Here is a 16,989-nt window from a genome sequence, read left to right as displayed (position 1 = left end):
CCGGCTAACCCTACCAAAAGCCCGGCAGGCGTCGCGTCGCCGGGCTTTAGCGCAAATACGTTTCAAACCACGCCAGCGTGCGCTTCCAGGCCAGTTCGGCCGCGGGTTCATCATAGCGTGGGGTTGAGTCGTTATGAAATCCGTGATTTACGCCGGGATAAATCCAGGCTTGATAAACCTTATTATTCGCTTTCAGTGCGGCCTCATAGGCGGGCCAGCCTTCATTAATATTTTTATCCCGCTCGGCATAATGTAGCAAAATCGGCGCGTTGATCTTCGGCACGTCCGCCGCTGCGACCTGGCGACCATAAAACGGCACCGCGCACGCCAGCTCCGGATACGCCACAGCGGCGGCATTTGATACCCCGCCGCCATAGCAAAAACCGGTGATCCCGACCTTGCCCGTAGCGTCTGGGTGTTTCTGCATAAACTCAATGGCGGCAAAAAAGTCGTTCATCAGCTTTGTCGGATCGACCTTTTGCTGTAAGGCTTTTCCTTCTTCATCGTTTCCGGGATACCCCCCAACCGAGCTTAAACCATCCGGCGCCAGCGCTATATAGCCCGCTTTCGCCACCCGCCGCGCTACATCTTCAATATAAGGATTCAGCCCGCGGTTTTCATGTACGACCACCACAGCCGGAACCTTACCCGTCGTTTTTGCCGGTTTTACCAGATAGCCGCGCACATCGCCGTGCCCGTTTGGCGACGGGTAGTGGATGTACTCCGGCAGGATAGCGGGATCGGTGAATTTCACCTGCTCAGCCAGCGCGTAATTGGGCCTGAGCATGTTGAACAGCGCCAGCGCCGTCACCCCGCCGGCGGCATATTTTGCCGCGAGGTTGAGAAACTCTCGTTTTGAGATTTTCCCGTGCGCGTAATAGTCGTAGTAGTCGAGCAGTTCTTGCGGAAAATCTTTCGCGGTCAGACGGGCCATCGCATATCTCCAGGATTTGTGATTTGATAAGCATAGAATGAAAACGCTGTTTCGAAAATTCATCACAAGAAAGGAGACATCATGTCCTGGAACGCCTCCCCTGACCGCTACGACACTATGCTTTACCGCTACTGTGGTAAAAGCGGACTCCGGCTGCCCGCCCTGTCGCTCGGCCTGTGGCACAGTTTCGGCCACGCGCAGGCGCTGGATTCTCAGCGCGCACTGCTGCGTAAAGCTTTCGATCTGGGTATTACCCACTTCGACTTAGCCAATAACTATGGTCCGCCGCCGGGCAGTGCGGAAGAAAATTTCGGTCGCCTGCTGCGCACCGATTTCGCCCCTTTTCGCGACGAACTGATCATTTCCACCAAAGCCGGTTACGACATGTGGCCTGGTCCCTATGGCTCCGGCGGCTCACGTAAGTACCTGCTCGCCAGCCTCGATCAAAGCCTGAAGCGCATGGGGCTGGATTACGTTGATATCTTTTACTCGCATCGCGTGGATGAAAACACGCCCATGGAAGAAACCGCCTCAGCGCTCGCCCACGCCGTACAAAGCGGTAAAGCGCTGTATGTGGGTATCTCTTCTTACTCACCGGAACGCACGCAGAAAATGGCGGCGCTGCTTCGCGAGTGGAAGATCCCGCTGTTGATTCATCAGCCTTCCTATAACCTGCTGAATCGCTGGGTGGATAAAAGCGGTCTGCTGGATACGCTGGCGGAAAATGGCGTTGGCTGTATCGCGTTTACCCCGCTGGCGCAGGGACTGTTAACCGGTAAATATTTAAACGGTATCCCGGAAGGCTCACGGATGCAGCGCGAAGGGAAAAAAGTGCGCGGCCTGACGGAAAACATGCTGACGGAAGCGAATCTCAGCAGCCTGCGCCTGCTCAACGCCATGGCGCAACAGCGCGGTCAGTCGATGGCGCAAATGGCGTTAAGCTGGCTGCTGAAAGATGAGCGCGTCACTTCGGTACTCATTGGCGCGAGCCGCCCTGAACAGCTGGAAGAAAACGTACAGGCGCTGAAGAATCTGGCGTTTACCGCCGGGGAACTGGCGCAGATTGATAAGCATGTCGCGGACGGCCAACTGAACCTGTGGCAGGCGTCCTCCGACAAATAAACCGTCATCGCCGTCGGGCGAGACACCCTGCCGGATGGCGCTACCGCCATCCGGCGCGAGGAGTGAAGATCGCTTACTCGTGTTTATGCCGGGTGAGTCTGTCGAGATAACCCATTACAAACGCCGACAGCACAAAGGTGAGGTGGATAATCACATACCACATCAGCTTATTGTCCGGCACGTTTTTCGCGTCCATAAACACGCGCAGAAGATGGATAGAAGAGATCGCCACAATCGACGCGGCCACTTTGTTTTTCAGCGAGGTCGCATCCATTTTCCCCAGCCAGTTGAGCTTTTCCCGACCTTCTGAGATATCCAGCTGTGAGACGAAATTTTCATAACCGGAAAACATCACCATCACCAGCAACCCGCCGACGAGGGTCATATCCACCAGCGACAGCAGCACCAGAATCAGGTCCGCTTCCGCCATCGAAAAGACGTTAGGCAGGACGTGAAAGATCTCCTGAAAGAACTTCAGCGCCAGCGCCACCAGCGCAAGCGACAGACCAAAGTAGACGGGGGCGAGCAACCAGCGAGACGCGTACATTACGTTTTCGAGAAAGCGTTCCATATATTCCTGTCATGTAGCAAAACCGGGGAACAGTATATCTCAACAGGGCAACATCAGATCAACATCCCTTAAACTTCCCCGGGGGTGATCCACGGGCGCTGATACTCGGGCCACACCAGCGCCACCAGCGACGGATAGGCTTCAAGGCTAAATTCCCGGAAGCACTGTCGCAGATTGAGGACATCCAGATCGGAATGCGGCACTTTTTCACCATTCAGGCAGCGTTTTTTTATCGTGTCGTAGTATTTATACACGGCGGAATTGAGATCGCTACAGCGACGCTGGGCATCAAATAGCCCGGGGGTTTCATTCAATTGCGCCATTGTCATTCGCTTTACCGTGGCGTGCAGGAAATCAATATATTCATGATTAACTCGCCAGTACCATACCGGCGTAATGGCATTCATCAGCGTGGAAAAATGATCTTCCCCCTCGTCTTTGGTTAACGGCGGGAGTGGAACGTCGGGAGAATGTTCTTCGGCACCGCGCGGCTTATTAAACTCGCGTATTAAAAAAAGTATGGCTCCGATGAGCAATAGCAGAGTAATAACAGAATAAAAAATACTGTTCATAAAATGGCTCCATTTTTTTTGATTTTAAAATTACCCCATGTTATTGTCAACGCGACCTGTCAATAAGAATAATTATACACCTGATAATAAAGGATAATGTGACATGCTTCCCGAGCATCTTGTCCCGCCGCGTTTTCATCTGTCTGCGTCAGGCCAGACGGAAGGATCCGCAGAAAACGCTAATAATTTCACTCAGGGAAAGAAAAACCTTCGCGATTACGAAGCCGATATTTTAATTAGCGCGGCATCTACCGGGCAATCTAAAAATATGCTGCTCGAAGAACACGATCGCCATTTTAAAGAGCGCCTGTGTCGGGTGGCGAAAATTGAAACCTTTGCCCGTGTGATTAATACCTTACAGGCGGAAGGTGACATTGATGCCCAGACCTTAAGTAAAATATTGGCTGACACCACCAACCATATTAATGAAAATGGCAACGAAATTTGGCTTAATTTAATTACGCGAGAAAAATCTTCCCCGATTTTTTATTCTCTGGATGATGAACAATGATCAAAGATGTTGAAGATAACAATGTCTATCTGGCTTTGGACGATAATAAAAGCGATCAATTTGCCTTAAAGCAGAATCTTGCGGCGCTGGTCGCGCATAAGAATGCGCTGCTGGAAAACGTGGCGCAGGAAGCGACGTCCATTCCTGCGGCGCTGGTTCGGTTGAAGTGGCAGAACCGTCGGGAAATGTACGCGCTGCAAATTAAGGAAGAAATTTACGGCGCGGTGATAAATGCCCTTATTCGGCAACGCCCTGAATTACATGACAAAATCATGAGGCGTCTGGAAAGCCACTGGCAACAATTGCTGGATCGCGAAACGGCGACGCTGCGCCTGACGCGTAAGCTTGCCGAAGGTCGCTACCGCACGCTGAACATCACCAGCGTCGCGCTGGATGAACAACTCGTCGTAAAGAAAACGTAGCCTGTCCGGGCGATCAGGATCGTCCTGGTTCCCCCCGCTTTCCCGCACAGCGTCTACCCTTAAGGTATGTTTAACCTGAAGGGAGAAATGGCATGTCGACTCTACAAGACCCCACCACACAGTACTACACCGGTGAATATCCCCAACAGAAACAGCCCGCGCCAGGCGTACAGGCGAAAATGACCCCAGTGCCTGACTGTGGCGAAAAAAGCTACGTGGGCAGCGGTCGCCTTAAAGATCGTAAGGCACTGGTGACAGGGGGCGACTCCGGCATAGGACGGGCTGCCGCCATTGCTTACGCGCGTGAAGGCGCAGACGTGGCGATAAACTATCTGCCAGCGGAAGAAGAAGACGCGCAACAGGTTAAAGCCCTTATTGAAGAGAGCGGGCGCAAAGCGGTGCTTATTCCCGGCGATCTGAGCGATGAATCCTTTGCCCGCTCGCTGGTACATAAGGCGCGCGAGGCGCTGGGGGGTCTGGATACGCTGGCGCTGGTCGCCGGTAAACAGGTGGCGATTCCTGAAATTAAGGACCTGACAAGTGAACAGTTCCAGAAAACCTTTGCGGTGAACGTGTTTGCGCTGTTCTGGATCACGCAAGAGGCCATCCCGTTGCTGCCGAAAGGCGCCAGCATTATCACCACCTCGTCAATTCAGGCGTATCAGCCAAGTCCGCATCTGCTGGATTATGCGTCGACTAAGGCGGCGATCCTTAACTACAGCCGGGGTCTGGCGAAACAGGTCGCCGGGAAAGGGATCCGGGTAAACGTTGTCGCGCCCGGCCCTATCTGGACCGCACTGCAAATTTCGGGCGGTCAGACGCAGGATAAAATTCCGCAGTTTGGTCAGCAGACGCCCATGAAGCGCGCTGGTCAGCCCGCGGAACTGGCGCCGGTCTATGTCTATCTGGCGAGTCAGGAATCAAGCTATGTGACCGCAGAAGTACACGGCGTGTGCGGCGGTGAGCATTTAGGCTAGTTGAGTACGGTAAACCATTGGCCTGATACGCGACGCGCCATCAGGCCATAAAAAAGCCGGGTAGCGGCTTTGCCTTACCCGGCCTACTTCTTCCGTCAGCGAAAAGCGCCGGTTATTTCGCCTTCGCGACCTCTTCCCCGACCAGGCCAATCTTCAGATACCCCGCCTGATGCAGCGTATCCATGACCTTCATCATGGTTTCGTAGTTCACGGTTTTGTCCGCGCGGAAGAAAATCGTGGTGTCCTTCTTCCCTTCCGTCAGGGCGTTAAGCTCCGCAATCATGCTTTCTTCGGTCACCTGATCGTTACCGATAAACATGCTGTTGTCGGCTTTCACTGACAGATACACCGGTTTTTCCGGACGCGGCTGCGGCGTGCTGGAAGATGCGGGCAGATTCACCTTCACATCCACCGTCGCCAGCGGGGCCGCCACCATAAAGATGATCAGCAGCACCAGCATGACGTCGATAAACGGCGTCACGTTGATTTCATGCATTTCACCGTTATCGTCCAGGTTTTCGTTAAGACGCATTGCCATGAAACGTTATCCTACACGTAATTTCTGCGCGGTACGTACCGGATGCGCGGAGGCGCTTGCATCCAGGTCCAGGTCGCGGCTTTGCAGCAGCAACACCTGCGCGGCGATATCGCCGAGCGTTGCTTTCAGACCGCCAATCTGACGGGCGAAAATGTTATAGATGACGACGGCTGGAATCGCAGCAACCAGACCAATCGCGGTCGCCAGCAGCGCTTCAGCGATACCCGGCGCGACCACAGCAAGGTTAGTGGTTTGCGTTTGGGCGATACCGATGAAGCTGTTCATGATACCCCATACGGTACCGAACAAACCGACAAACGGGGAGATCGCCCCGATGGTCGCCAGGTAACCATTTCCGCGTCCCATCTGACGTCCTGCCGCCGCAACGCGACGCTCAAGGCGAAAACCGGTACGCTCTTTGATCCCTTCGTTGTCTTCGCTGCCTTCAGACAGCTCCAGCTCGTTCTGCGCTTCGTTGAGCAACTGGGTACTCAGGCTTTTCGCGCCGAACTTAGCGGCAATATCGCTTGCCTGATCCAGAGAGCGGGCTTCCGCCAGCAGTTGCTGTTCGCGCTTCAGGCGACGCTTCTGGGAGAAGAAATCCACGCTTTTACTGAAGAAGATAGCCCAGGTGACCACTGACGCCAGAATCAGACCAATCATCACGCACTTCACTACGATATCGGCGTGCTGATACATACCCCAGACGGAGAGATCCGTCTGCATCAAATTATTACCCACTCTGTATCTCCAGGACGCAAATCACAAAATCTGAGCATAATAATATCAAAACGACGTCGAATTGATAGTCGTTCTCATTACTATTTACATAGTGCCGCACCTTTGGTTTCTTTTCCTTGCGCTTACGCAGTAAAACATCACGAGCGGAGAATTTGGGAAAATATTGTGCTTTATATAAGAGGACGGGATGCGCATTTTGACATTCGTGGTAGTTTAGACATCCAGACGTATAAAAACAGGAAAAACTGACATGGCAGATAAGCAACTGGAGACCCGACTGGTCAGCGCGGGACGCCGTAAGAAGTACACGCTCGGCTCCGTCAACAGCGTGATTCAGCGCGCCTCATCGCTGGTCTTCGACACCGTCGAAGCCAAAAAACACGCCACCCGTAACCGCGCAAACGGCGAACTGTTTTATGGACGTCGCGGCACGCTCACGCATTTCTCACTCCAGGAAGCGATGTGTGAACTGGAAGGCGGCGCCGGATGCGCGCTGTTTCCCTGCGGCGCTGCGGCGGTCGCCAATACCATTCTGGCGTTTGTGGAACAAGGCGATCATGTGCTAATGACCAACACCGCCTATGAACCGAGTCAGGATTTCTGCCGCAAAATCCTCGGCAAACTTGGCGTGACCACCAGTTGGTTCGATCCTCTCGTCGGCGCGGATATCGCAAAGCATATTCAGCCCAACACCAAAGTGGTGTTTCTGGAGTCGCCCGGCTCCATTACGATGGAAGTGCATGATGTTCCGGCGATCGTCAGCGCGGTAAGAAGCGTCGCGCCGGAGGCCATCATTATGATCGATAATACCTGGGCGGCGGGGATCCTGTTCAACGCGCTCGACTTCGGTATCGACATCTCTATACAGGCCGCGACAAAGTATCTGGTTGGTCATTCAGACGCGATGATCGGCACGGCGGTCGCTAATGCCCGCTGCTGGGATCAACTGCGTGAAAACGCCTATCTGATGGGACAAATGGTCGACGCCGACACCGCTTATATCACCAGTCGCGGACTGCGCACGCTCGGCGTGCGTCTGCGTCAGCACCATGAAAGTAGCCTCAGGGTTGCCGAGTGGCTGGCCGCGCATCCCCAGGTGGCGCGAGTGAATCACCCGGCCCTGCCCGGTAGCAAAGGTCATGAATACTGGAAACGAGACTTTACGGGCAGCAGCGGGCTGTTCTCGTTTGTACTGAACAAAAAGCTGACCAACGAAGAACTCTCCGCCTATCTGGATCACTTTAGTCTGTTCAGCATGGCCTACTCGTGGGGCGGCTTTGAGTCGTTGATTCTGGCGAACCAGCCGGAACAGATTGCGGAGATCCGCCCGCAAGGCAACGTCGATTTCGACGGCACGCTCATCCGTTTGCATATTGGTTTAGAGAATGTTGACGATCTGATTGCAGATTTAGCCGCCGGTTTCTCCCGCATCGTATAATATTGACGCCAATGGACATGAATGCAGACACATCGACCGAAATTGTCTGCATTTGTTGCGCCTCGGATCAAGGCATCCGGGCCTGTAAGGGAGTATAATGGGTAAATTAAGCGCCCATTCCGTTCGGCTCAGGGGCGTAAACGCTGTTCCACAGGAAAGTCCATGTCTGTCATTCAAGATATTATCGCTGCGCTCTGGCAACACGATTTTGCGGCGCTGGCGGATCCCCATATTGTTAGCGTCGTCTACTTTGTGATGTTCGCCACGCTGTTTTTAGAAAATGGCCTGTTACCGGCCTCATTCTTGCCTGGCGACAGTTTGCTGCTGCTGGCGGGCGCGCTGGTTGCGCAAGGGGTGATGAGCTTTGTCCCGACGCTGTTCATTCTGACGACCGCCGCCAGCCTGGGCTGTTGGCTGAGCTATATTCAGGGACGCTGGCTGGGCAATACCAAAACGGTAAAAGGCTGGCTGGCGCAGTTGCCGGTGAAATATCACCAGCGCGCGACCTGCATGTTCGACCGCCACGGCCTGCTGGCGCTGCTGGCTGGCCGTTTTCTGGCCTTCGTGCGTACCCTGCTGCCAACCATGGCGGGCATTTCCGGGCTTTCCAATCGCCGCTTCCAGTTCTTTAACTGGCTGAGCGGGCTGCTGTGGGTCGGCGTGGTCACCAGCTTTGGCTACGCGCTGAGCATGATCCCGTTTGTGAAGCGTCACGAAGACCAGGTGATGACTTTTTTAATGATCCTGCCGATCGTCCTGTTAGCAGCGGGTTTACTGGGCACGCTGGTCGTGGTGATCAAAAAGAAATACTGCAACGCCTGAATGCTGAATGCCGGATAGCGCTTCGCTTATCCGGCGTGGAACAGGCAAGTTAACTTCCTTGTAAAGTGCGGATCCGCGCCGCATCTTCTCCCGGCGTGACGCCGAAGTAGCGCTTAAACTCGCGGCTGAACTGCGACGCGCTTTCATAACCCACCCGCATCGCCGCCGCGCTGGCCTTCATCCCGTCGTGAAGAATCATCATCCGGGCCTTATGCAGCCGATACGTTTTCAGGTACTGCAACGGTGATGTGCTGGTCACAGACTTAAAGTTATGGTGAAACGCCGACACGCTCATATTGGCTTCCGCCGCCAGTTGCTCGACGTTCAGGCTCTCGGTGTATTTGTTCTCAATGCGCTTTATCACCCGGCTGATCAGGCTGAAATGGGTTTGTCGGCTCACCAGCGCCAACAGCGCGCCGCCACGTGGTCCGGTCAGCACGTGATACAGGATCTCACGGATAATCTGTTTCCCTAAAATACGCGCGTCGAGCGGTCGCTCCATCACGTCCAGCAGGCGTTCCGCCGCGCACAGGATCTCATCAGACAGCGTTGCAGAGTTAATACCGCTTGCCGCCATCGACGGCTGAAAACGTTCATCCTCGCCGATGTCCATCAGCAGTTCCTGTAGCTGCAGCATGTCGACGTTAATGCGAATGCCAGCCAGCGGCACCTCCGGCGTCGCATAGGTTTCACATTCAAACGGCAACGGCACCGTCAGCAGCAGATATTCATTAGCGTCATAACGGAAAACGCGCTCGTTGATATAACCAATTTTATAGCCCGAAAAGAGAAATATGATGCCGGGATCGTACATCACCGGCGTGCGCGGCCCCGGCTCAGTGCCGTACAGCAGGCGGATGTCCGGCAACCGCTCCCCCTGGTTTTTCTCACTATCTTTCAGATGCTTAATTTTATCTGTCAGCAACAGACAAATCTCTTCACGGTTCATGACGGCTTATTTTCGCAACGAGTATCGATGAATTGATTGTGCGCAAATTTAGTGTTTTTCTCCAGCGTTCTGGAGGAATAGGCAAAACATTGGCAGAAATGAGCATTGAGAGGCAGCGTGGGGACGCCCACAATGTTTCCATCAGGCAGACCGACGCCTGCCCTCTTTTTACCCACATAAGGGAACGAGCAATGAATAACTTTAATCTGCATACCCCAACCCGCATTCTGTTTGGTAAAGGCGCGATTGCCGACCTGCGCGATCAAATCCCACAGGACGCGCGTGTCATGATCACCTATGGCGGCGGCAGCGTGAAAAAGACTGGCGTGCTGGCTCAGGTTCAGGATGCGCTGAAAGGCATGGACGTGCGTGAGTTTGGCGGCATTGAGCCAAACCCGTCTTATGAAACCCTGATGAACGCGGTGAAAATCGCCCGCGAAGACAAGGTCACCTTCCTGCTGGCAGTGGGCGGCGGTTCGGTGCTTGACGGCACCAAATTTATTGCTGCGGCGGCACACTATCCGACAGACATTGACCCATGGCACATTCTGCAAACCAGCGGCAGCGAGATTAAAAGCGCCATCCCGATGGGCTCCGTGCTGACGCTACCCGCCACCGGTTCTGAATCCAACAAAGGCGCGGTGATTTCGCGCAAAACTACCGGTGACAAACAGGCGTTTCATTCCGAACACGTGCAGCCAGTCTTCGCCGTACTGGATCCGGTATACACCTACACCCTGCCGCCGCGCCAGGTGGCGAACGGCGTAGTTGATGCCTTTGTCCATACCGTTGAGCAATACGTGACTTATCCGGTTGACGCCAAAATTCAGGATCGCTTTGCGGAAGGCATCCTGTTGACGCTGATCGAAGACGGTCCGAAAGCGCTGAAAGAGCCGGAAAACTACGATGTGCGCGCCAACGTGATGTGGGCGGCGACGCAGGCGCTGAATGGTTTGATTGGCGCAGGCGTACCGCAGGACTGGGCCACCCATATGCTCGGTCACGAACTGACGGCGATGCACGGTCTCGATCACGCCCAGACGCTGGCGGTGGTGCTGCCCGCGCTGTGGAATGAAAAACGCGACACCAAACGCGCCAAACTGCTGCAGTACGCTGAACGCGTGTGGAACATCCGCGAAGGGTCGGACGCTGAACGTATTGATGCCGCTATTGCGGCGACGCGCAACTTCTTCGAGCAGCTTGGCGTACCGACACGCCTTTCCGGCTACGGTCTGGATGGCAGTTCTATCCCGGCGCTGCTGGCGAAGTTAGAAGAGCACGGTATGACGCAACTCGGTGAAAATAAAGACATTACACTTGACGTCAGCCGCCGTATTTACGAAGCCGCGCGCTAAGCTTTTTTCGCCTCTGCCTTTCGTTTTTGGACATTTCGTCCAGACTTAAGTCACACCGCATCACCGGAGGCTTCCTCCGGTGATGAGCACATGAAGGAGGAAAAATGGCAAACCAAACCGTAATTAAGCTTCAGGATGGCAATGTAATGCCCCAGTTGGGGTTAGGCGTATGGAAAGCCGGTAACGACGAGGTCGTCTCCGCCATTCATAAAGCACTGGACGTCGGCTACCGCTCAATAGACACCGCCGCCGCATACAAAAATGAAGACGGCGTGGGCAAAGCATTAGCCAGCGCTGGCGTTCCTCGCGATGAACTGTTCATCACCACCAAGCTGTGGAATGACGATCAAAAACGTCCGCGTGAAGCCCTGCAGGAGAGTCTGGAAAAACTTCAGCTCGACTACCTTGATCTGTATCTGATGCACTGGCCGGTTCCGGCAATCGATCATTACGTTGACGCCTGGCAGGGTATGATCGATCTGCAAAAAGAGGGGTTAATCAAGAGCATCGGCGTCTGCAACTTTCAGGTCAATCATCTGCAACGACTGATCGATGAAACGGGCGTCACGCCGGTGATCAACCAGATCGAGCTGCACCCGCTGATGCAACAGCGCCAGCTTCACGCCTGGAATGCGACGCATAAAATCCAGACGGAATCCTGGAGTCCGCTGGCGCAGGGCGGCGAAGGCGTTTTCGATCAGAAAATCATTCGCGATCTCGCGGACAAGTACGGTAAAACCCCGGCGCAGATCGTTATCCGCTGGCATCTGGACAACGGCCTGGTGGTGATCCCGAAATCGGTCACCCCGTCGCGTATTGCCGAAAACTTTGACGTCTGGGATTTCCGCCTTGATAAAGACGAACTGGGCGAAATTGCCAAACTGGAGCAAGGCAAGCGGCTCGGCCCCGACCCGGATCAGTTCGGCGGCTAATCTTCCTTCCCAGCCCGGTATTCTGCCGGGCTTTTTCTGCGCCTATGACCCGAACGAGCAGGCCATCTCACCGGGTGTATCCGGGACTCTGCAAACAACCTTGAACACGTCGCCTTCAAGCTCGAACGGCCCACCGACGCCCCCGCCGGTCTCCGCTTCGTATGCCTTACCGTTGGCATTCACCTGCAGCGAGGTAGCGTAAAACCAGTCCATTGGACCTATCGGCAGAAAAAAGGCCCATTCGTGTTGGGGCGGAAAGGCAAAACGCCCCTCTTTATCTGATAAGGTCGTCACCGGCTTCTCAGCATGGCTCGCCAGTACGACTGTTGCGCCGCTAACTGGCTTGCCGGCGCTGTCGATCAGCCGTCCTTCCACTTCCGGCTGCGTCTGGCGATGTATCATGCAACCAGATTGCAGCAAGGCGATTGCAATTATCCCTGCCAGCATCCCTGCTTTCATCTCTGCGTCTCCGCCCTATGGGCCACGGTTTTCCTGGCCCGACAAACGCGCGTCATCGGGCACTCTGATTAACGCCCCGCGACCTTGCCGCGTTTTTTGTTCGCCGCCGGGGTCTGACGCTGATGCGACACTGGCGTATGCTTGGTCAACGCCGGACGAGTATGCCGGTTCTGACGACGCGCCTCGCGCATCTCTTCGATCGTTGGCGCCGGAACCAGACATTCGCGACGCCCGCCGATCAGATGCTTTTTGCCCATCTCTTCCAGCGCCTGACGGATTAGCGGCCAGTTAGCCGGATCGTGATAGCGCAGCAGCGCTTTATGCAGACGGCGCTGCTTATCCCCCTTCGGCACCACCACATCTTCACTCTTATAGCCAATTTTACCCAGCGGGTTTTTGCCGGTGTAATACATGGTCGTCGAGTTAGCGAGCGGCGACGGATAGAAGTTCTGCACCTGATCGAGACGGAAGCGATGTTTCTTCAGCCACAGCGCCAGATTCACCATATCTTCATCGCGCGTCCCGGGGTGTGCGGAAATAAAGTACGGGATCAGATACTGTTCTTTGCCCGCCTGTTTCGAATAGAGATCGAACAGCTCTTTGAAGCGGTCATAGCTGCCCATGCCCGGCTTCATCATCTTCGACAACGGTCCTTCTTCGGTATGCTCCGGCGCAATCTTCAGATAGCCGCCAACGTGATGGGTCGCCAGCTCCTTGATATAGCGCGGATCTTCCACCGCAATGTCATAACGCACGCCGGAGGCGATAAGGATCTTCTTGATGCCTTTCAGATCGCGGGCGCGGCGATACAGATTGATTGTCGGCTCGTGATTGGTGTCCATATGCGGACAAATATCCGGATAAACGCACGACAGACGGCGGCAGGTCTGCTCCGCGCGCGGCGACTTACAGCGCAGCATGTACATGTTGGCCGTCGGCCCGCCGAGATCGGAGATCACGCCGGTAAATCCCGGCACGGTGTCGCGGATCGCTTCAATCTCATTGATGATTGAATCTTCAGAGCGGCTCTGAATGATGCGCCCTTCGTGTTCAGTTATTGAACAGAAAGAACAGCCGCCGAAGCAGCCGCGCATGATGTTGATGGAAAAGCGGATCATCTCATAGGCCGGAATGCGGCTGTTGCCGTAGGCCGGATGCGGCACACGTTTGTACGGCAGCGCAAATACGCTGTCCATCTCTTCGGTCGAGAGGGGAATAGCCGGCGGGTTGATCCAGATATAACGATCGCCATGCTTTTGCATCAGCGCGCGCGCACAGCCCGGGTTGGTTTCATGGTGCAGAATGCGCGAGGCGTGAGCGTAGAGGACTTTGTCACCCTTCACTTTTTCAAAGGAGGGCAGCAGCACGTAGGTTTTTTCCCACGGCTTCGGGCGCGGCGGCTGCACGGTGACGGCTTTCGCCTCCTGCTTTTTCGGCGCGACCGGCTTATTGTCCGCACACGGCAGGTCTTCTCCGTACGGATGCGGAATTGGGTCGATTTTTCCCGGCGTGTCGAGACGGGTCGAGTCGACACCGCTCCAGCCCGGCAGCGCTTCTTTTACCATAATCGCGGTATTACGCACATCGCGGATCTGGTCGATGGTTTCGCCCATTGCCAGACGATGCGCCACTTCCACCAGCGGACGCTCGCCGTTGCCAAACATCAGCATGTCGGCTTTGGCGTCCACCAGCACCGAACGGCGCACGGTATCAGACCAGTAGTCATAATGGGCGGTACGGCGCAGGCTGGCCTCGATGCCGCCGAGGATCACTGGCACCTCTTTCCACGCCTCTTTACAGCGCTGGGTGTAGACCAGCGTGGCCCGGTCCGGACGCTTGCCCGCCACATTATCTGGCGTATAGGCGTCGTCATGGCGCAGACGGCGATCGGCGGTGTAGCGGTTGATCATCGAGTCCATGTTGCCCGCGGTCACGCCGAAGAACAGATTCGGTTTGCCCAGACGCATAAAGTCGTCTTTGCTGTTCCAGTCCGGTTGGGCGATGATGCCCACGCGGAAGCCCTGCGCTTCCAGCATACGGCCACAAATCGCCATGCCGAAGCTCGGGTGGTCGACATACGCGTCGCCCGTCACCAAAATAATGTCGCAGCTATCCCAGCCAAGTTGATCCATTTCGTCGCGAGACATCGGCAAAAAAGGGGCTGGACCAAAGCAGGCCGCCCAGTACTGAGGCCAGTAGAAGAGGTCTCTGTCTGGCTGGATCAGGGATATTGCGCTCATATTGCTTCCAAAAAATGGTAAAAAAATAATCAAAGGCCGGGGATTATAAGCCGGAACGAAAGAGAAATCGAAAGGTATTCACTCGCCCGGAAGGGCGAGTGGGTGACGCGTCACGGCGCCGGGTTGACCAGAATCTGGCCGATAGAGCCGCGATCGGCCATCTCCAGGGTCTGGCTGTTAAAGTAGAACGGGAAATGCGCCCAGGACGGCTGGCCGTAGTACACCAGCAGCTCAACCTGACCGTCTACCCAGACGGTATCTTTCCAGCCGCGATCTTCCGGGAACGGCATCGCGCCGTTAACGTTACGCACCAGGAAAGAAACGCCTTCAATGTGGAACGACTGCGGCATGTCGGCGCGCACCGTCCAACGCTCCCAGGTGCCCTGCTGCGCGGTGATATCAATGCGGTTTACATCCCACAGTTGACCGTTAATCCCCGGATCGTCTCCCAGGCTGATATCGCGGCTGCGAATCGGCGCGCCGCCCAGGATTTCCGTCGGGAGCAGGCGCATCGGCAGGCTGTCGGTGACCAGCGGCAGCAGCCCGGTCGGACGCAGCGTTAACACCAGCGTGGACACCAGAATACTGGACGGCTCGAAGAAACCGCGGATCCGGTCGACGATGCTTGCCGCTTCGCCGCAGGTGATCGACACTTCATCACCGTTGGTCATGTCGACCAGAATCTCACGGCGCTCGCCCGGCGCCAGCGATAGCTGTTTCACCGACACCGGCGCGGGCAAAAATCCCTGATCGCCAGAGATAACGTGCAGCGCGCGCCCGTCGCTCATTTGCAGCTGATAGCGGCGCGCGTTGGAGGCGTTTAGCAAGCGCAAACGTACCCAACCGCGAGAAACGTCTACGTATGGGCTTTGCGCGCCATTCACCAGCAGCGTATCGCCGATGAAACCGCCGCTTCCCGGCTCACTGTATTCCGGCGTACCGAAGTTATCCAGCCGCTTATCCTGAATTATGATCGGAAAATCATCCACCCCGTAATGATTGGGGATAGGCAGCGTTTTACTGACCTCATCTTCCACCAGCCACATACCGGCCAGGCCATTGTAGACCTGCTGAGCGGTACGGTTTGGCGTATTGGCGTGATACCACAGCGTGGCGGCGTTCTGACGAACAGGCAACACGGGCGCCCAGTCGGCATTCGGCGACATCATCCGCGCCGGTCCCCCCATCAACGGTCCTGGCACCTGTAATCCGGCGATGGTCATAGAGACGTTTTCGGTCAGACGGTTGCTGTAGATAAGCTTAACGTCATCGCCTTTCCAGACGCGGATCGTCGGGCCAAGATAGCGTCCGTTAATACCCCATACCGGCGCGCGCGTCCCCTGGGTAAAAGACCAGTGGGTACGCTGTAAGGTCATAAATAACGGCTGACCGCGGCGGGACTCCAGCAGCGGCGGAACGGGCAGCGGCTGTTGCTGACCGGCAGCATTTGCCCTCAGCGGAACTGCACCTGCGCACAGTGCGATCCCCGATGCCTGAATGAACTGACGCCGACTGAGTGACATATAAGCTCCCTGTAAAACTGGCTAAACGACGGGCAGAAAAAGGAGGCCTGTTCTCTGCAAATAACGCGTGCTTAATTAAACTTTTCCGGCAGCTTCCCGCCCGGCGACTTCTTTATCGAGTTCTGCAATCTTTTGTTCCATCAGCGAACGGCAATGGGCGGCCAGCTCGCGAACCTGGTCTTTACCGTACTGGCTCACATCCACCGGCGGCAGCATCTCGACAATCACCAGACCATTCTTCAGACGGTTGAGGTTAATCTTATTTGAGGTATTCGAAACGCACACCGGAATAATCGGTACGCCTGCGGCAATGGCGGCGTGAAACGCGCCCGTTTTAAACGGCAGCAGCCCACGACCGCGGCTACGGGTCCCTTCCGGGAACATCCAGATAGAAATACGGCGCTTTTTGAAATGGTTCACCACTTCGGCAATCGTGCCGTGGGCTTTCGCACGGTTGTTACGGTCAATCAAAAGGTTACCCGTCAGCCAGTAAAGCTGGCCGAAAAACGGGATCCACAGCAGGCTCTTTTTTCCCACCGTAACGGTTGGCGGCTGGACAATATTCGCTGCGGTCACCATATCGTAATTATTCTGGTGATTCGCAATATAGATGGCGTTGCCGTAGCTTTCGGCATCGGCAGGTTTGCGGCATTCGACTTTCAGGCCAAACACCGGCGCCAGGCGACCAAACATATGCCCGAATGTCGCGACATGTTTTGGATTACGCGGGCTGAAAAGGCAGTAAATCGATCCAAAAACACAAACCAGAATGGAGTAAATAACGGTAATAATAAATCGAAAAATAAATAGCATAACAACCTCTGAAGGCCTAAGAGCCCGGGATTCTACGTCACCTGCTATCAGGTTAGGGTATTGTTGATGT

General features: G+C 55.2%; 18 protein-coding genes. 8 read left to right on the top strand and 10 right to left on the bottom strand.

All coding sequences use genetic code 11. From position 1 onward, the window contains the following. Nucleotides 1-46: 46 nt before the first annotated feature. Nucleotides 47-934: a YghX family hydrolase gene (yghX, locus tag OGY07_RS15610; RefSeq protein ID WP_042289192.1), complete on the bottom strand. Its 888-nt coding sequence runs from the start codon at nt 932-934 to the stop codon at nt 47-49. An 81-nt stretch (nt 935-1,015) separates the two neighbouring features. Here yghX and OGY07_RS15605 point away from each other — a divergent pair, with 81 nt between their 5' ends. Continuing rightward, nucleotides 1,016-2,056, top strand: coding sequence for an aldo/keto reductase (locus tag OGY07_RS15605; protein ID WP_286601573.1), 1,041 nt, complete (start codon nt 1,016-1,018; stop codon nt 2,054-2,056). Between the two features lie 73 nt (nt 2,057-2,129). Here OGY07_RS15605 and OGY07_RS15600 read toward each other — a convergent pair whose 3' ends face one another. Then, the gene (locus OGY07_RS15600) at nt 2,130-2,627 is read right to left on the bottom strand and encodes a TIGR00645 family protein (RefSeq protein WP_042289198.1); all 498 of its coding nucleotides are present in this window, start codon (nt 2,625-2,627) and stop codon (nt 2,130-2,132) included. Nucleotides 2,628-2,695: 68 nt separating this feature from the next. Beyond that, entirely contained in the window at nt 2,696-3,199 is a 504-nt protein-coding gene (locus tag OGY07_RS15595; RefSeq protein ID WP_286601570.1) for an ESA_00282 family adhesion-associated protein, read from the bottom strand. A 103-nt stretch (nt 3,200-3,302) separates the two neighbouring features. On the opposite strand from OGY07_RS15595, the gene OGY07_RS15590 reads away from it, so the two are divergent. The 3 genes from OGY07_RS15590 to OGY07_RS15580 all read left to right on the top strand — a co-directional run bounded on the left by OGY07_RS15590 (nt 3,303) and on the right by OGY07_RS15580 (nt 5,109). Further along, nucleotides 3,303-3,710, top strand: a complete 408-nt coding sequence (locus OGY07_RS15590) for a hypothetical protein (RefSeq protein WP_042289205.1) — start codon at nt 3,303-3,305, stop codon at nt 3,708-3,710. Further along, complete coding sequence (locus OGY07_RS15585) at nt 3,710-4,132, top strand: hypothetical protein (RefSeq protein WP_042289740.1); 423 nt, start codon at nt 3,710-3,712, stop codon at nt 4,130-4,132. Before OGY07_RS15590 ends, OGY07_RS15585 begins: the two co-directional genes overlap by 1 nt. Nucleotides 4,133-4,224: 92 nt before the next feature. After that, nucleotides 4,225-5,109: an SDR family oxidoreductase gene (locus OGY07_RS15580; protein ID WP_060570831.1), complete on the top strand. Its 885-nt coding sequence runs from the start codon at nt 4,225-4,227 to the stop codon at nt 5,107-5,109. A gap of 112 nt (nt 5,110-5,221) precedes the next feature. On the opposite strand, the gene exbD is transcribed toward OGY07_RS15580, so the two are convergent. Together exbD and exbB are read right to left on the bottom strand one after the other, a co-directional pair. Then, nucleotides 5,222-5,647 carry a TonB system transport protein ExbD gene (exbD, locus tag OGY07_RS15575; RefSeq protein ID WP_286601568.1) on the bottom strand — a complete coding sequence of 142 codons (426 nt, stop codon included), beginning with the start codon at nt 5,645-5,647 and terminating at the stop codon, nt 5,222-5,224. Between the two features lie 6 nt (nt 5,648-5,653). Next, a complete protein-coding gene (gene exbB, locus OGY07_RS15570; RefSeq protein ID WP_042289210.1) occupies nt 5,654-6,388 on the bottom strand; it encodes a tol-pal system-associated acyl-CoA thioesterase in 735 nt (244 codons plus the stop codon). A gap of 250 nt (nt 6,389-6,638) precedes the next feature. On the opposite strand from exbB, the gene metC reads away from it, so the two are divergent. Continuing rightward, complete coding sequence (gene metC / locus OGY07_RS15565) at nt 6,639-7,826, top strand: cystathionine beta-lyase (protein WP_060570832.1); 1,188 nt, start codon at nt 6,639-6,641, stop codon at nt 7,824-7,826. A 162-nt stretch (nt 7,827-7,988) separates the two neighbouring features. Continuing rightward, on the top strand, nt 7,989-8,648 hold the full coding sequence (gene yghB, locus OGY07_RS15560; protein ID WP_060570833.1) for a DedA family general envelope maintenance protein YghB: 660 nt from the start codon (nt 7,989-7,991) through the stop codon (nt 8,646-8,648). A 49-nt stretch (nt 8,649-8,697) separates the two neighbouring features. On the opposite strand, the gene OGY07_RS15555 is transcribed toward yghB, so the two are convergent. After that, entirely contained in the window at nt 8,698-9,597 is a 900-nt protein-coding gene (locus OGY07_RS15555; RefSeq protein ID WP_181822072.1) for an AraC family transcriptional regulator, read from the bottom strand. Between the two features lie 191 nt (nt 9,598-9,788). Between OGY07_RS15555 and yqhD the strand changes: the two genes are divergently transcribed. Together yqhD and dkgA are read left to right on the top strand one after the other, a co-directional pair. Continuing rightward, nucleotides 9,789-10,952, top strand: coding sequence for an alcohol dehydrogenase (yqhD, locus tag OGY07_RS15550; RefSeq protein ID WP_200035205.1), 1,164 nt, complete (start codon nt 9,789-9,791; stop codon nt 10,950-10,952). Nucleotides 10,953-11,056: 104 nt separating this feature from the next. Continuing rightward, the gene (gene dkgA, locus OGY07_RS15545; RefSeq protein ID WP_042289222.1) at nt 11,057-11,884 is read left to right on the top strand and encodes a 2,5-didehydrogluconate reductase DkgA; all 828 of its coding nucleotides are present in this window, start codon (nt 11,057-11,059) and stop codon (nt 11,882-11,884) included. A 42-nt stretch (nt 11,885-11,926) separates the two neighbouring features. Here the strand turns inward: dkgA and OGY07_RS15540 are convergent, their stop codons facing one another. From OGY07_RS15540 to plsC, 4 genes are all read right to left on the bottom strand, one after another. Then, nucleotides 11,927-12,286: a carboxypeptidase-like regulatory domain-containing protein gene (locus OGY07_RS15540; protein ID WP_286601561.1), complete on the bottom strand. Its 360-nt coding sequence runs from the start codon at nt 12,284-12,286 to the stop codon at nt 11,927-11,929. A gap of 125 nt (nt 12,287-12,411) precedes the next feature. After that, a complete protein-coding gene (locus tag OGY07_RS15535; RefSeq protein WP_286601559.1) occupies nt 12,412-14,583 on the bottom strand; it encodes a YgiQ family radical SAM protein in 2,172 nt (723 codons plus the stop codon). A 110-nt stretch (nt 14,584-14,693) separates the two neighbouring features. Beyond that, nucleotides 14,694-16,106, bottom strand: a complete 1,413-nt coding sequence (ftsP, locus tag OGY07_RS15530; protein WP_042289238.1) for a cell division protein FtsP — start codon at nt 16,104-16,106, stop codon at nt 14,694-14,696. Between the two features lie 75 nt (nt 16,107-16,181). Then, nucleotides 16,182-16,919, bottom strand: coding sequence for a 1-acylglycerol-3-phosphate O-acyltransferase (plsC, locus tag OGY07_RS15525; protein WP_042289239.1), 738 nt, complete (start codon nt 16,917-16,919; stop codon nt 16,182-16,184). Nucleotides 16,920-16,989: the final 70 nt, after the last annotated feature.

It is taken from the genome of Citrobacter sp. Cs237, assembly GCF_030332325.1.
Classification (GTDB): domain Bacteria; phylum Pseudomonadota; class Gammaproteobacteria; order Enterobacterales; family Enterobacteriaceae; genus Citrobacter_A; species Citrobacter_A sedlakii.
The sequence above is the reverse complement of the archived record's forward strand: the minus strand, read 5'-3'. Positions and strand labels throughout refer to the sequence as shown.

What these genes read in the sequence shown, in the direction of transcription:
- yghX (WP_042289192.1), bottom strand. Translation starts at nt 934, where the DNA reads ATGGCCCGTCTGACCGCGAAAGATTTTCCGCAAGAACTGCTCGACTAC.
- OGY07_RS15605 (WP_286601573.1), top strand. Translation starts at nt 1,016, where the DNA reads ATGTCCTGGAACGCCTCCCCTGACCGCTACGACACTATGCTTTACCGC.
- OGY07_RS15600 (WP_042289198.1), bottom strand. Translation starts at nt 2,627, where the DNA reads ATGGAACGCTTTCTCGAAAACGTAATGTACGCGTCTCGCTGGTTGCTC.
- OGY07_RS15595 (WP_286601570.1), bottom strand. Translation starts at nt 3,199, where the DNA reads ATGAACAGTATTTTTTATTCTGTTATTACTCTGCTATTGCTCATCGGA.
- OGY07_RS15590 (WP_042289205.1), top strand. Translation starts at nt 3,303, where the DNA reads ATGCTTCCCGAGCATCTTGTCCCGCCGCGTTTTCATCTGTCTGCGTCA.
- OGY07_RS15580 (WP_060570831.1), top strand. Translation starts at nt 4,225, where the DNA reads ATGTCGACTCTACAAGACCCCACCACACAGTACTACACCGGTGAATAT.
- exbD (WP_286601568.1), bottom strand. Translation starts at nt 5,647, where the DNA reads ATGGCAATGCGTCTTAACGAAAACCTGGACGATAACGGTGAAATGCAT.
- metC (WP_060570832.1), top strand. Translation starts at nt 6,639, where the DNA reads ATGGCAGATAAGCAACTGGAGACCCGACTGGTCAGCGCGGGACGCCGT.
- yghB (WP_060570833.1), top strand. Translation starts at nt 7,989, where the DNA reads ATGTCTGTCATTCAAGATATTATCGCTGCGCTCTGGCAACACGATTTT.
- OGY07_RS15555 (WP_181822072.1), bottom strand. Translation starts at nt 9,597, where the DNA reads ATGAACCGTGAAGAGATTTGTCTGTTGCTGACAGATAAAATTAAGCAT.
- yqhD (WP_200035205.1), top strand. Translation starts at nt 9,789, where the DNA reads ATGAATAACTTTAATCTGCATACCCCAACCCGCATTCTGTTTGGTAAA.
- dkgA (WP_042289222.1), top strand. Translation starts at nt 11,057, where the DNA reads ATGGCAAACCAAACCGTAATTAAGCTTCAGGATGGCAATGTAATGCCC.
- OGY07_RS15540 (WP_286601561.1), bottom strand. Translation starts at nt 12,286, where the DNA reads ATGATACATCGCCAGACGCAGCCGGAAGTGGAAGGACGGCTGATCGAC.
- OGY07_RS15535 (WP_286601559.1), bottom strand. Translation starts at nt 14,583, where the DNA reads ATGAGCGCAATATCCCTGATCCAGCCAGACAGAGACCTCTTCTACTGG.
- ftsP (WP_042289238.1), bottom strand. Translation starts at nt 16,106, where the DNA reads ATGTCACTCAGTCGGCGTCAGTTCATTCAGGCATCGGGGATCGCACTG.
- plsC (WP_042289239.1), bottom strand. Translation starts at nt 16,919, where the DNA reads ATGCTATTTATTTTTCGATTTATTATTACCGTTATTTACTCCATTCTG.